Below are 14,487 nucleotides of genomic sequence, written 5' to 3' on the forward strand. Positions count from 1 at the left end.
ACCTCGTCGGCCCACCCTGAGCGCCGCCCTCAGCGCGTCCAGGTTGTGCCACGGGTCGGGACTGGCAGAATGACGCCGTGGCCACCACCTTCCCGACCGCAGCCCGCTCCGCCCTCGGATACGACGTCGACGAAGTCGAGCGTTTCCTCGAGGACGCCCGTCGTGCGTACTCCGCCGACGACAGCGCCCCCGGCATCGAGGCTGCGAAGATCCGCGCCACCGCGTTCTCGATGCGCAAGGGCGGCTACTCCACCTCGCACGTCGACGCAGCGCTGGAGCGCCTCGAGGACGCCTTCGCGGCCCGGGAGCGCGAGCGGGAAATCGGCGACGCCGGGCAGAAGGCCTGGTACGCCGAGGCCCGCACGAAGGCCTCCGACGTCGTGGCCCGCCTCGAGCGCCCGGACGGACAGCGGTTCAACCGGGTGAGCGTGCTCGGCACCGGTTACCACCCGAAGGACGTCGACGCGTTCGCGGCCCGCCTCGGTGGCTACTTCCGCGAGGGCAAGCCGCTGAGCCTCACCGAGGTGCGGTCGATCGTGTTCCGCCCGAAGCACGGCGGCTACCGCGAGGGCCAGGTGGACGCGCTGCTCGACGCCGTCGTCGAGGTCATGCTCGCCGTCCGCTGACGACGCGCTGCACCCAGGTGCTTCGCTTTCCGTGATCGTTCCGTTACCCTGGTCCTACTCATGGGCAGGCACACGGCAGACCACAGCTCCGACCGCGATCCCCGCGAGCACCTCAGCCTCCAGGCTTCGGGTGAGCGCCGCGCGGCACTGAACCGAACCCGTACGGCGGACACCTCGGTGCTCCAGGCGAACCCGCAGGTCCTGCCGGAGACCGGTCCCGTCGCGACGCCGAAGTCCGTCGCAGCGAACCGCGTGTCCGACGAACGCATCGCCGCGTTCGCGCACGAGGCCCCCGCGGCCCGGGTGGACCCGCGTGCCGCGAAGCAGCGCACCGCGACGGCGCAGCAGCCGAGCCGTGGCGCAGCCGCCGCGGTCAACGCCTTCGCACGGAAGCGTTCCTCGGTTCCGGCGTTCTCGTTCGTCGGGGTCTTCCTCTTCGTCGGGGCGTCGCTCTTCAACCCGCTCCAGGCCGACGTCGCGCAGGCCGCGGTCGACACCCCGGTGCTCGTGAAGACGCCGCAGGCCCCGCAGCAGTACACCGCGCACGGCACCTACGGCGACGCCGCTGCCGACCGCGACGGCTACGGCGTGACCGTGCCGGCGCCCAAGGTCGTCAAGCCTGTCGTCGAGGAAGAAGCCGACGACGCCACCACCGACGAGACGACCGACGCCGCCGCGACCGAGACCGAGACCGAGACCGTCTCCGCCGCGAACACGCTGGCCGCCGTGGCCGCGACGCCCGACGCGGGCAGCGCACAGGCCATCGCCCTGCAGCTCGTGACGGCCCGGGGCTGGGGCACCGACCAGTACAACTGCCTCGTCTCGCTGTGGAACAAGGAGTCCGGCTGGCGGGTGAACGCCTACAACCCCAGCGGTGCGTACGGCATCCCGCAGGCGCTCCCGGGCAGCAAGATGGCGACCGCCGGTGCCGACTGGCAGACGAACCCCGCGACGCAGATCACGTGGGGTCTCAACTACATCGCCGGTGTCTACGGCACGCCCTGCGGCGCCTGGGGCCACAGCCAGGCGAACAACTGGTACTGATCGGCAGTTGGGGTGCCGCGCAGCAACCGGCCGCGGCGTCCCCGTGGCCGCGACGTCGAGCCTGACGAGGACACCGGCCTCGATCGGCTGATGAGCTCGTGGAAGCGCACCGAGGTGCGTCGCGGGCGGGAGTACCTCGTCCAGCCCGTCTCCGCGGCCTCGGCGCAGAAGGAGTACATCTGCCCCGGGTGCGGCGGTACGGTCCTGCCCGGCACCGCACACGTGGTGGTCTGGCGTTCTGACGGGGTCCTCGGCGACGCTGCCGACCTGGCATCGCGCCGTCACTGGCACAACCACTGCTGGAGCATCGCATGACCGACGACGGCGAGATCCGCTCCGCCACGCAGCTGCCCGCTCGCCGCACCGACGTCGAGCTCGTCACCGACGACCACCTCACCCTGGTCGGGGAGCTCGCCGAACCGGACTCGCGCCCGGCACGGGGCACCGTCGTGACGCTGCACCCACTGCCGACCGCGCACGGCTTCATGGACTCGCACGTGCTCAAGAAGGCCGCTGCGCGTCTGCCGGCCCTGGCGGACATCGCGGTCCTGCGCTTCAACTTCCGGTCGGTGACGTCGCCACGCGGCACCTCCGAGGGCGTGTTCGGTGAGGGTGTCTCCGAGGGCTTCGACCTGCGAGCCGCCGTCGCCGAGGTGGTCGACCGTGGTCTGCCGACGCCGTGGTTGGTGGGCTGGTCCTTCGGTACCGAGGTGGTCCTCAAACACGCGCTGGAGCAGGTCGAGGCCGGCACCGTCGCGGGCGTGGTCCTGCTCTCGCCGCCACTGCACCGCACCACGGAGGACGAGCTCGCGCGCTGGGCAGCCGTGGACGTCCCGGTGGTGGCCCTGGTGCCCGAGCACGACGACTTCCTGCAGCCCGACGAAGCGATCGCCCGGTTCGCCGTCGCCCCGAACGTCCGGGTCGTCCCGATCGAGGGCGCGAAGCACCTGTGGGTGGGGGAGCGCTACGTCCGGATCGTCCTCGACGCCGTCGCCGACCTCGTCGTGCCGGGCAGCGCGCCGCTGCCGACGCACTGGCCGGTCTGACGGCACTCGCTGGTCTGACGCACGGTGCGTGCCCACCTCGGTGCGGTGGGCCGACCAGGAGGCGCGACCCGCGCCTCCTGGTCGGCTCGCGTCAGCGTTCGCTCGCGTCCACTGCGTCGTCGGCTGCTCCGGCCGCGGTGCCGGGTGCGGTCCCGAGCAGGCCGGTCGCGTGCGTGAGCACGCCGCGCAGGTTCTCCAGGTAGCCCGCCACGGCCTCGCGCTCGGTGCGGATCGCCGACAGTCGGTCCTCCGCCTCGGCGGTGATGGCAGCCGTCCGCTCCTCGGCATCGGAGACCATGCGGTGCACGCGGTCCTGGGCATCGGCGACGATGGTGCGGGCGTGCTCCTGCGCGTCGGCGGTGCTGGTGCGCTCGAGGTCGTCGGCTTCCTGCTGGAGCCGCTCGGCGCGCTCTCGGGCCTCGGTGGCACGGCGCGTGGCCTCGGCGAGCTGCAGGTTCGCCTCGTCGAGGTACTTCTGCGTCTCGGTGACGGTCTCGTGGTGCTTCTGCAGGTAGTCCTGCTCGGCGTCGTCCCGGCGTGAGGCGAGCTCGGACTCGAGCGTCGTGCGGGCCTCGTCACGCTCGCGGGCGACCTCGGCACGGGCCTCGTCACGTTCCTTCGCCAGGTCGGCGCGGGCGGTGTCGATCTCCTGACGGAGGGCGGTGCGCTCGGACTCGAGGGTGTCGAGTTCGGCGGAGCGACGGTCGGCGATCTCGGTGTCGACCTCGGCGTGCTCGCGTTCGCGGCGGGCGGCGAGGGCGTTCTCGTGCTCGCGGTCAGCGCGTTCGGCGGCGGCGTCGGCCTCGGCGCGCTCCCGCTCGATGCGGGTGTCGTGCTCCTCGAGCTCGCGTGCGATGCGGTCGGCGGTCTCCTGCACGAGCCGCTCGTTCTCGACGCGCGTCTGTTCCTCGTCGACGCGCAGCTGCGCACGCGACGCTTCGGCCTCCTGTGCCAGGGCGGTGCGCGCCGAGGCGAGCTCCCGGTCCCACTCGGCACGGGCTGCGGCGAGTTCCTCGTCCACGACCCGGCGGCGGTCGGCGAACTCGCCGTCGATCTCGGCGCGACGTCGGTCGACCTCGGCCTGCAGCTCGGCGCGGCCGGTCTCGATCGCCAGGGCGTGCGCCCGCTGCTGCTCGTCGCGCTCCCGGTGCCACGCAGCACGCCCCTCGGCGACCTCGCGCTCGAGCGCCTGACGGCGGGTGGACTCCTCGTGGTCGAGGTCCTCGACCCGGCGGGCGTGGTCGGCCTCGAACACCGAGCGGCGGTGCTCGGTCTCGCGGTCGAGGTCGGCCGCGGCGGTGCGGGAGTCGGCCGACTCGCGCTGGGCGATCTCGCGCAGCTCGGCGACCTCGTGCTCGACCTGGGCGCGCAGGGCGTTCGTCTCACGGATGGCGACGGAGCGGACCTCGGCGGCCTCGGTCACCGCGGCACCCCGGATGGCCGCGGCCTCGTTGCGGGCGTCCTGGGTCAGCAGGCCGGCTTCGGCACGGGCACGCTCGACGGTGTCGGCGGCCTCGGCACGAGCACGGGTGAGTTCGTTGGTGGAGCGGGTGCGCGCGTCCTCGAGGGTGTCGCGGGCTTCTTCCTGTGCCTCGCGCACGGTGCGGTCGGCCTCGGCCCGGCTCGACGCCCGCAGGCGCTGTGCGTCGATGTCCGCCTGGCTGATGAGACGGGTGGACTGCTCCTCTGCCACGCGCAGGGTCGACTCGAGACGTGTGCCCAGGCCGCTGTAGGTGGGGGTGCCGGCCTCGTCGAGTTCGCCCTGGAGCTCGGAGACGCGGGACTGCAGGAGACGGATCTCCTTCGCGGCGTCGGCACGGTCGGTGTTCGACTTGATGAGCTCACGGCGCAGGTCGTTCAGTGAGCGGTCGACGTCGTCGCGGCGGTACCCGCGCAGCTCGGTCCCGAACTCTGCCTCGTCGTTCGCCACGTGTCGCTCCTGGGTGCTCGGCGGAGGGCCCGATCCGGCCCGCGGTCGATTGTAGTGGTGGCCCGACGGGGTCGTCTGAGTCCGACGACAGCCCGGATGGATGCGCTGCTCAGCCATGCTCGCTATCCTGAGTCGCTGATTCGCGCGCCGACATCCCCACCCCGGCGCGGTAGGGAGAGTGTTCGTGCGATTCGTCCTGGCGATCGTCAGTTTCGTCATCGGCCTGCTGCTCGTCGCGTTGGCGGTCGGACAGCGGACCGTGTTCGCTCCGCCGTCCTCGCTCGTCGCGGACAGCTCGACCAGCAGCTCCGCTCCGGTCACCGTGATCCCCGGGTCGACGCTCAACGCGAACCCCGGCTACCAGCGCATCAACGTGTCCGGCTCCGGCAAGGTCTTCGCGGCGTACGGCAAGACGGCCGACGTCGACGCGTGGGTCGGTGACGCCGAGCACACCACGCTCCGGTTCGACGCCGAGAGCGCGAAGCTGGTGGGCAAGACCACCGGCTCCGAGGCGTCCGTCCCGTCGCCGAAGGGCAGTGACCTCTGGTACCAGGAGTACGACGGCTCCGGGCAGTTCACGGTCCGCCTGCCGCAGGACGTCTCGGTCCTCATCGTCAGCGACGGCACCGCCGCGGCGCCGAGCGACGTCTCGGTCACCTGGCCGAAGGACACCGCGACGCCGTCCGTCGGGCCCCTGCTGGTCGCCGGTGGCGTCTTCGCACTCGGCGGCATCGTGCTGTTGATCCTGGCGTTCCTGCACCAGCGCCGCGGTCGTGGGCCGCGTCGTCGCAGCGGTGGCACCCGACCGCCGCGCGTACGGGCCTCGCGTCGCGCCGCCGCCGCCGGCGCACAGGTCCCGACCCGGGGCCGCCGCGGATCGCGCGCGTTCATCGCGGTCCCCGTGGTGCTCGTCGGCACGCTCGCCCTGGCCGGCTGCTCCTCCGACTACTGGCCGCAGGGCGGGGACCCCTCGCTCGCGACCCCGACCCCCACGGCCAGCGCGACCGGCGCAGCGGAGACCACCGAGCCCACGGCGGCGACCAAGCAGCAGATCACCCGGGTCGTCGAGCGGATCGCCACGGTGGCGAAGCAGTCCGACGGCGCCCGCGACCGTGACCTGGCGAAGACCCGCTTCACCGGTGCCGCGCTCGACCTGCGCCTGGCGAACTACTCCATCCGCGGCAAGGACTCCGACGCCAAGGCACCGCCGGCGATCTCGGCCGGTCAGGTGTGCGTCGCGTTGCCCCAGCAGACCGACACGTGGCCGCGCACGGTCTTCGTGATCGTCGCCGAGGACTGCGACGCCAAGTCGGCACCGCAGGCCCTGACGCTCGTGCAGGACACCGCGCGCGACCCGTACAAGGTCGCCTACGACGTCTCGCTCGAGGCCGACGCCAAGATCCCGAGCCTCGCCCCGACGTCGATCGGTGCGGCGCTCCTGGCCCCGCAGTCGAAGCTCCTCGCGATCGCCCCGGACCAGGTCGCGACCGCCTACGGCGACATCCTGTCCAAGGACTCGAAGAGCGAGTACGCCGACCTGTTCGCCACCGAGGGTGACGGCCTCCGCACCACCATCGGCAAGGCGTACAAGGACAAGAAGGCGAAGTCCCTGCCGGACACGGCGAAGATCGAGTACTCGTCCGAGGCCCCGGAGGACTCCGCCGTCGCGATCGCGACCGACGACGCCGGCGCGCTCGTCTCTGCCGACCTCAACGAGATCGAGAAGGTGACCCCGACCGCCTCCGGCGCCGAGGTCAACACCGAGGGTGCCGTCAAGGCACTGTCCGGGGTCGACACGAGCAAGAAGGGCATCAGCGCCACGTACGGCGTCCAGCTGCTCTTCTACGTGCCGCCGGTCGCCTCGGATGACAAAGTGGTCCTGCTCGGGTTCACGCAGGGCCTGACCGCAGCGAGTGAGGTGCAATGAGCAACATCCCCCCGACCCCGTCCGGGCTCCGCGGAGCCGTGGACCTGTCGTCCCTCGTCGACCGCGCACAGCGGCCGCCCCAGCCGCCCGCCGGTGCTCCGGCGCAGGCGGGAAGCCCGACCGGTGCAGCAGCACCGGGTACCGAGACCGGCGCCGACCTGACCGTCCCGTCGCTCGTGCTCGACGTCACCGACGACACGTTCCAGGACGTCCTGGAGCTGTCGTCCGTGGTGCCGGTCATCGTCGACATCTGGGCCGAGTGGTGCGGGCCGTGCAAGCAGCTCTCGCCGATCCTCGAGCAGCTGACCGCCGAGTACGGCGGGCGCGTGCTGCTCGCCAAGGTGGACGCCGACACGAACCCGCAGCTCGTGCAGGCGTTCCAGGCGCAGTCGATCCCGACCGTGGCCGCGCTGATCGGCGGGCGCCCGCTCGGGCTCTTCGTCGGCGCGCTGCCCGAGGCGCAGGTCCGCGACGTCTACGAGCAGGTCCTCCAGGCAGCCGAGCAGAACGGCGTCTCCGGTCGCGTCACCGTGGACGGTGCTGCCGCGCCCGAGGACACCGCCGAGCAGGGCGAGCCGGAGCCGGAAGCGCTGCCGCCGCACCACCAGGCCGCGTACGACGCGATCGAGCAGGGCGACTACGCCACGGCGATCACCGAGTACAAGACCGCGATCCTGCAGGACCCGCACGACCAGATGGCCGTCGCGGGGCTCGCGCAGGTGTCGCTCCTGGACCGGCTGAACGGCCACACCGCCGACGACATCCGTGCCGCCGCCGGTGCGGGTCCGAAGGACGTCCAGGCGCAGCTCGCGGTCGCCGACCTCGACATCTCCGGTGGCCACGTCGAGGACGCCTTCGGGCGCCTGCTCGACCTGGTGCCGACGGTGTTCGGCGAGGACCGTGAGGCCCTGCGCGTCCGCCTGGTCGAGTACTTCGAGCTCATCGGGACCGACGACCCGCGCGTGGTCGCGGCCCGCCGTCGCCTGGCGAGCGCCCTGTACTAGCGGTCCGCAACCGACGAACGGGAGGCCCGGTGCCAGCTGGCACCGGGCCTCCCGTCCGTCTGCGGCCGCGTCCAGGACGCGGGCCACAGCTAGCGCTCGAGCTTGAGCCAGACGGCCCCGAGCGGCGGCACCACGAGGTGCGCCGATGCGGGGCGGCCGGCCCACGGGGTGTCCTCGGCGGTGACGACTCCGAGGTTGCCGACACCGGAGCCGCCGTACTCCGCGGCGTCGGTGTTGAGCACCTCGTGCCACGCACCGGCGCTCGGCAGGCCGAACCGGCGTTCGACGGGCACGCCCGAGAAGTTCACGAACACCGCCAGCCGGTCGTCGCCGTCCTTGCGCAGGAACCCGAGCGTCGAGTGCGGTGCGTCGCCACCCTCGATCCACTCGAAGCCGTCGGCCGTGCTGTCGTGCGTCCAGAGCGCGGGCGTGTCCTTGTAGACCCGGTTCAGGGCGGCGACGAGGTCCTGCACACCGCGGTGCCCGGGCTGGTCGAGGAGCCACCAGTCGAGCCCCTTCGCCTCGGACCACTCTGCGGGCTGGGCGAACTCCTGCCCCATGAAGAGCAGCTGCTTGCCGGGGTGCGCCCACATGAACGCCAGGTAGGCCCGGACGTTCGCGAGCTTCTGCCACTCGTCGCCGGGCATCTTGCCGTAGAGGGATCCCTTGCCGTGCACGACCTCGTCGTGGCTGATCGGCAGGGTGAACTGCTCACTGAAGGCGTACACGAGCGAGAACGTGATCTCGTCGTGGTGGTAGCTGCGGTACGCGGGGTCGCGCTGCACGTACTCGAGCGAGTCGTGCATCCAGCCCATGTTCCACTTCTGGCCGAACCCGAGCCCACCGGCGCTCGTCGGCTGGGTCACGCCGGGCCACGAGGTGCTCTCCTCGGCGATCATCACGATGCCCGGGTAGCGCTTGTAGGCGGTGGCGTTCGTCTCCTGCAGGAACGCGACGGCGTCCAGGTTCTCGCGGCCGCCGTGGATGTTCGGCAGCCAGTCGGTGCGGGAGTAGTCGAGGTACAGGATCGAGGCGACGGCGTCGACGCGCAGGCCGTCGATGTGGAACTCCTCGAGCCAGTACAGGGCGTTGGCGACCAGGAAGTTCCGGACCTGCGGCTGCCCGAAGTCGAACACGTAGGTGCCCCAGTCGAGCTGCTCGCCGCGGCGGGGGTCCGGGTGCTCGAACAGCGCGTGGCCGTCGAAGCGTCCGAGCGCCCACTCGTCCTTCGGGAAGTGTCCGGGGACCCAGTCCATGATCACGCCGATGCCGGCGGAGTGCAGGCGGTCGATCAGGTACCGCAGGTCGTCGGGGGAGCCGTAGCGTGCGGTCGGAGCGTAGTACCCGGTGACCTGGTAGCCCCACGAGCCGCCGAACGGGTGCTCGGCGAGCGGCAGGAACTCCACGTGCGTGAAGCCCGTGTACTGCACATGCCCGATCAGCTGGTCGGCGACCTCGCGGTACGACAGCCCGGGGCGCCACGAGCCGAGGTGGACCTCGTAGACGCTCATCGGCGCATCGTGCGTGGTCGTCTCCGCGCGGCGTTCCATCCAGGCACGGTCGCCGTCGGACCACGTGTAGCTCGACTCGGTGATGACCGAGGCGGTGGCCGGGGCGATCTCGGCCTCGCGGGCGAACGGGTCCGCGCGCTCGACCCAGCCGGAGTCGGTGAGGATCTGGAACTTGTACCGCTGCCCCGCGACGGCTCCGGGCCAGAACAGCTCCCAGACGCCGAGGTCGCTCAGGCGGCGCATCGCGGTGGTGCGGCCTTCCCAGCCCTCGAAGTCGCCGATCACGCGGACGGCGGTGGCTCGGGGCGCCCACACGGAGAACGCGACGCCGTCGACGCCGTCGATCGTGCGGACGTGCGCACCGAGGTGGTGCCAGAGCTGCTCGTCGCGGCCCTCACCGAACAGGTGCAGGTCGAGCTCGCCGAGCGTCGGGGCGAACCGGTACGCGTCGTCGGTCGTCCAGGTGGCGTCGTCCTCTTCCGAGGACTCGTCGAAGTCGTAGTCGGCCTCGACCCGGTAGCGCCCGAGCTCCTCGGTGGTGGCACCGGCCCAGAGACCGTCGCCCTCGTGGGTCAGCTCGACGTCGTCGCCGTCGAGCCGGACGAGCCGGACCGCCTGCGCCAGGTGGCGCACCACGCGGACGCTCGTTCCGCCGTCGACGGCGTGCGGGCCGAGGACGTCGTGGGGCTGGGACCAGCGGCCCTCGGCGACCTGTTGGCGCAGCCACTGCTCGACCAGAGCCGGGCGCGGGCCCGTACTGTCGGCGGTGGCGGGCTCGGGAGCCGGCGGCGTCGGGAGGGCGGTCGACGGCGCGACGGTGGACGGGCCTCCGGTCGGAGCGCCCGAGGACGCGACGGCGTCGACGGACGGTACCCGCGGGTGCGTCGCGTCGGCGGGGTGTCCCGCCAGCGTGGCGGACTCGGCGACCCCGCGGTCGGGCGCCTCGCGCGGTGCAGCGGGAGCGCCGGGCAGGTCCTCGTCGGGGGCGGAGACCCGCGGCTCGTAGCGCGGCTCCGGCTTCGCGTCGGACGGCGTCCGCGCGGGCACGGGCGGCGGCGGGGGCGGTACCGGCGGTACGGCGGGGCCGCGGCGCGACGGCGGGGTCGGCTGGGGTGCGGTCGGGTCGTTCGTCATCGGTGCAGTCCTTCCACGACGAGCAGGTGCACGGGTTCCTGGAAGGCGTCCAGGCGGACGTAGTTCGACGCGCCCCAGACCCAGCGCTGCCCGGTCACGACGTCACGGACGTCGAACCGGCTGTCGGCCGGCAGGCCGAGCGCAGCGAGGTCCAGGTGCACGGTGGTCTCACGCGCCGAGTGCGGGTCGACGTTCGCGACGACGATCACGGTGTCGGCGTGCCCGGAGCGGATGAACTCGCCGGACAGGTGCTTCGAGTACACGACGGTCGCCGGGTCGTCGGCGGCGTGCACGTGCAGGTTCCGCAGCTGGCGGAGCGCGGGGTGCGCGGCACGGAGCCGGTTGAGCATCGTCACGTACGGGGCGAGCGACGCGCCCTCGGCCTCAGCCAGGGCGAAGTCACGCGGCTTGTACTCGTACTTCTCGTTGTCGATGTTCTCTTCCGAGCCCGGTCGGGCGACGTCCTCGAACAGCTCGTACCCGGAGTACATGCCCCACGTCGGGGCGCCCGTCGCAGCGAGCGCGGCACGTACCTTGTAGCCGGCGCGGCCGCCGAACTGCAGGTACTCCGTGAGGATGTCCGGCGTGTTCACGAACAGGTTCGGGCGCAGGTAGTCGCTCGTCTCGTGCGACAGCTCCTCGAAGTAGGACTCGATCTCTTCCTTCGTGTTCCGCCACGTGAAGTACGAGTACGACTGCTGGAACCCGACCTCGGCCAGTGCGCGCATCATCGCCGGCCGGGTGAACGCCTCGGCCAGGAACACGGTGTCCGGGTGCTCGTCGCGGACTTCGCGGATGACGCGCTCCCAGAACCAGAGCGGCTTGGTGTGCGGGTTGTCGACCCGGAAGATCCGGATGCCGAAGTCGATCCAGTGCCGCAGGACGCGCAGGACCTCGGCGACCAGGCCCTCGGGGTCGGAGTCGAACTGGATCGGGTAGATGTCCTGGTAGCGCTTCGGCGGGTTCTCGGCCGTGGCGATCGAGCCGTCGGCGCGCTGCGTGAACCAGTTCGGGTGCTCGGTGACCCAGGGGTGATCGGGGGAGCACTGCAGCGCGAAGTCGAGCGCCACTTCCATGCCGGTGTTCTTGGCGGTCTCGACGAAGTCGCGGAAGTCGTCCTCGGACCCGAGGTCGGGGTGGATCGCGTCGTGCCCGCCCTCGGGGGAGCCGATCGCCCAGGGGCTGCCGGGGTCGTGCGGCCCCGGGGTGAGCGTGTTGTTCGGCCCCTTGCGCGCGGTCGTGCCGATCGGGTGGATCGGCGGCAGGTAGACGACATCGAAGCCCATCCGGGCGACGGCGGGCAGACGACGGGCCGAGGTCCGGAAGTCGCCGCTCTTCCACGAGCCGTCCGGGTTCTTCTTCGCGCCTTCGCTGCGGGGGAAGAACTCGTACCAGGCGCCGACGCCGGCACGGGTGCGTTCGACGTCGAGCAGCTGCGTCGGGGAGTGCGTCCGGAGCGAGGTGAGCGGGGCTTCCTCGACCTCGGCCACGATGCGCGGGTCGTCGACGGCGGCCAGGCGCTCGGCCGGGTCGAGGTCGGTGTCGCGCACCTTGGCTGCCGCACGGGTGGCGGCGGGGGAGTCGGTCTCGTCGGCTAGCCGGTCGAGCAGCAGGGCGCCGTCGAGGAGCGTCGCCTCGGTGTCCACCCCGGCCGCGATCTTCAGCCGCGCGGCGTGCAGCCACGTGGCCCAGTCGTCGGAGTAGGACTCGACGTGCCAGGTCCAGACGCCGACGTGGTCGACCTGGACGGTCGCCTCGTACCGGTCGGTCCCGGGCGCGCCGAGGGCCAGGGGGACGGTCCTGGTGCCCCCGTCCGGGCGTTCGAGGACGAGGTCGGCGCCGATGATGCCGTGTCCTTCTCGGAAGACGGTCGCACCGAACGTGATCACCTCGCCGTCGAACGCCTTGCCGGGGAACCCGTTCGGCGTCCTCGGGGCGAGCTCGGTGATCGGGATGCGCCCGATCTTCGGTCGGCGGGGTCGGTCTGCGGTGGCCACGGAGCCGACGCTACCCGGCGAGCGCCTCCGCGTTCCCCGGAATCCGCCCCCTGTGGACGGTCGGGCGCGCCGTGGACCTGTGGAGGAACCGGACGGGAGGCCCGTGGCGGGGCCGCCACGGGCCTCCCGTCCGCCCACTGGTCACGTGCCGGGCGCGGGCCGGATCGCGCGCTACGCCGGCTCGAACAGGTGGATGCCGGGGCCGTAGGCGGTGAACACCTGACCGGCGGGGCGGAGCCGCTCGTGGTCACGGTGCTTCTCGCTCGACCACGCGAGGCGGTAGCCGAGCACGTCCTCGCGCACCGGCAGCGTCAGGTCACGAGTGCGCCCGCTGCCGTGCACCACGACCAGCACGCGGTCGTACGGCTCGTGCTCGGGCGTGGACTCGGCGAAGTACTGCAGGACGCGGTGCACCGGCTGGTCCCAGCCCTCGATGGTCATCGGGTGCCCGTCCGGCCCGTACCAGGACATCCGCGAGGCACCCGGGGTCTCCTGCCCCTCGACGCCGAAGCGCGTCGGCCGGAGTGCGGGGTGCGCCTGCCGGAACCGGGCGAGCGCGGCGACGGCCTCGGTCATCGACTCGGCGTCCTCGTCGTCGGACCAGTCCACCGGGGTGAGGTCGTCGGACACGACGTACGCGTTGTTGTTGCCGTGCTGCGTGCGGCTCCGCTCGTCACCCGCGGTGAGCATCGGCACGCCGGCGGAGAGCAGCAGCGTCGCCGCGAGGTTCCGCATCGACCGGCCGCGCGCTGCCCGGACGCCGCGGTCGGCGGTGTCGCCCTCGATGCCGTGGTTGAACGAGCGGTTGTCGTTCGAACCGTCGCGGTTCTCCTCGCCGTTCGCCTCGTTGTGCTTGCCGTCGTACGACACCAGGTCGAGCAGCGTGAAGCCGTCGTGGGCGGTGACGAAGTTGACGCTCGCGAGCGGACCGCGGTCGGCACCGAAGACGTGGCGCGAGCCGGTCAGGGCGCCGGCGAGGGCGCCGATGCCGGTGCGGGGCATGCCGTTGCGGCGTTCCTCGGCGATGTCCGTCAGCCAGAACTGGCGGACCGTGTTGCGGAAGCCGTCGTTCCACTCACTGGTCCGGTCGCCGGCCGCCCCGAACGAGCCGGTCTTCCAACCGTCGGGTCCGACGTCCCACGGTTCGGCGATGACCAGGGTGTCCTGCAGGTCGGGGTGGTTCCGGATCCGCTCGAGCAGGGGGTGCTGCGGATCGAAGACGTGGTGGGCGTCGCGGGCGAGCGCGGCCATCAGGTCGAAGCGGAAGCCGTCGACCTGCACCTCGCGCGCCCAGTAGACCAGGCTGTCGACGATCAGGTCCGCCGTGGACTCCACCGAGGTGTCCAGGGTGTTCCCGCAGCCGGTGGTGTCGTAGTAGGTGTCCCGGAACGGCGGCGCGGCCTGGGTCCACCGGTACCGCTCCGCACCGTCGATGCCGCGCAGGCTGGTGGTGGGCCCGCCGAGGCCCTCTTCCGCCGTGTGGTTGTAGACGACGTCGAGCACCACCTGGATGCCCGCTTCGTGCAGCAGCCGGACCATGCCCTTGAACTCGCGCAGGACCGCGGACGCGCCCTCCGCCCGTGCGGGTGCGGAGGCGTGCGCGGCGTGCGGCGCGAAGAACCCGAGGGTGTTGTAGCCCCAGGCGTTCTCGCGGCCGGCGTCCCGCAACCAGTTCTCGGTGTCGAACGCGTGCACCGGCAGGAGCTCGAGCGTCGTGACACCGATCCGGTGCAGGTGCGCGATGGTGCTCTCGTGCGCCACCCCGGCGTACGTGCCGCGCAGGTGCTCCGGCAGGTGCGGGTTCGCGGCGGTCAGGGTGCGGACGTTCGCCTCGTAGACCACGGCGCGGTCGAGCGGGACCGTGGGCTTGACGACGCCGCCCCAGTCGAAGGCGTCGTCCACGACGACGCTCGTCCAGCGGGGCGTCCCGGGCCCTGTCGGTGCGATGCCGCGGGCGTACGGGTCGAGCAGGGGCCGTGTCGGGTCGAACTCGTTCCGCGGTCCGACGGGCCCGTCGACGAGCAGGTGATAGCGGTCACCCGGGGCGGCGCCGGGGATCTCGGCCGTCCACAGGTCGGTCGCCGGCAGCCGCTCGAGCGGGTACCGGACCGGCTGCCCGTCCGCTCGCTCGACGACCACGACGACGGCCGTGGCGGTGGCGGACCGCAGGGAGAACCGCGGGACGTCGGCCCCGAGGTCGAACCCCGGGGTGTGGTCGATCGCTGTCTCGTGCACCCGACAAGGGTACGAGGACCGACGCGTATCCTG

The 14,487-nt window shown here is 72.2% G+C and carries 10 protein-coding genes; 6 read left to right on the plus strand and 4 right to left on the minus strand.

Features of this window, described 5'->3' with window-relative positions; genetic code table 11:
- Positions 1-77: 77 nt before the first annotated feature.
- Genes EDF28_RS07100 through EDF28_RS07115 form a run of 4 tightly spaced genes read left to right on the plus strand, consistent with a single transcriptional unit; the run spans position 78 to position 2,716 of the window.
- Positions 78-626: a DivIVA domain-containing protein gene (locus tag EDF28_RS07100; protein ID WP_111086090.1), complete on the plus strand. Its 549-nt coding sequence runs from the start codon at positions 78-80 to the stop codon at positions 624-626.
- Between the two features lie 60 nt (positions 627-686).
- A complete protein-coding gene (locus tag EDF28_RS19525) occupies positions 687-1,670 on the plus strand; it encodes a lytic transglycosylase domain-containing protein (protein WP_260154624.1) in 984 nt (327 codons plus the stop codon).
- Positions 1,671-1,682: 12 nt separating this feature from the next.
- Positions 1,683-1,985 carry a hypothetical protein gene (locus EDF28_RS07110; protein ID WP_260154625.1) on the plus strand — a complete coding sequence of 101 codons (303 nt, stop codon included), beginning with the start codon at positions 1,683-1,685 and terminating at the stop codon, positions 1,983-1,985.
- On the plus strand, positions 1,982-2,716 hold the full coding sequence (locus EDF28_RS07115; RefSeq protein WP_123937697.1) for an alpha/beta hydrolase: 735 nt from the start codon (positions 1,982-1,984) through the stop codon (positions 2,714-2,716). Before EDF28_RS07110 ends, EDF28_RS07115 begins: the two co-directional genes overlap by 4 nt.
- 91 nt (positions 2,717-2,807) lie before the next feature.
- Here the strand turns inward: EDF28_RS07115 and EDF28_RS07120 are convergent, their stop codons facing one another.
- Complete coding sequence (locus EDF28_RS07120) at positions 2,808-4,646, minus strand: hypothetical protein (RefSeq protein ID WP_123937698.1); 1,839 nt, start codon at positions 4,644-4,646, stop codon at positions 2,808-2,810.
- Positions 4,647-4,830: 184 nt separating this feature from the next.
- Between EDF28_RS07120 and EDF28_RS07125 the strand changes: the two genes are divergently transcribed.
- On the plus strand, positions 4,831-6,573 hold the full coding sequence (locus tag EDF28_RS07125; protein WP_123937699.1) for a hypothetical protein: 1,743 nt from the start codon (positions 4,831-4,833) through the stop codon (positions 6,571-6,573).
- Complete coding sequence (locus EDF28_RS07130; RefSeq protein ID WP_123937700.1) at positions 6,570-7,577, plus strand: tetratricopeptide repeat protein; 1,008 nt, start codon at positions 6,570-6,572, stop codon at positions 7,575-7,577. The genes EDF28_RS07125 and EDF28_RS07130 overlap by 4 nt, the downstream gene beginning before the upstream one ends.
- 89 nt (positions 7,578-7,666) lie before the next feature.
- On the opposite strand, the gene glgB is transcribed toward EDF28_RS07130, so the two are convergent.
- From glgB to EDF28_RS07145, 3 genes are all read right to left on the minus strand, one after another.
- Positions 7,667-10,222, minus strand: a complete 2,556-nt coding sequence (glgB, locus tag EDF28_RS07135) for a 1,4-alpha-glucan branching protein GlgB (protein ID WP_123937701.1) — start codon at positions 10,220-10,222, stop codon at positions 7,667-7,669.
- Positions 10,219-12,219 carry an alpha-1,4-glucan--maltose-1-phosphate maltosyltransferase gene (locus EDF28_RS07140; protein ID WP_173168709.1) on the minus strand — a complete coding sequence of 667 codons (2,001 nt, stop codon included), beginning with the start codon at positions 12,217-12,219 and terminating at the stop codon, positions 10,219-10,221. Before EDF28_RS07140 ends, glgB begins: the two co-directional genes overlap by 4 nt.
- Before the next feature lie 171 nt (positions 12,220-12,390).
- Positions 12,391-14,454: a glycogen-debranching protein gene (locus EDF28_RS07145; RefSeq protein WP_123937702.1), complete on the minus strand. Its 2,064-nt coding sequence runs from the start codon at positions 14,452-14,454 to the stop codon at positions 12,391-12,393.
- Positions 14,455-14,487 lie beyond the last annotated feature (33 nt).

The organism is Curtobacterium sp. PhB137 (assembly GCF_003814955.1).
Lineage (GTDB): Bacteria > Actinomycetota > Actinomycetes > Actinomycetales > Microbacteriaceae > Curtobacterium.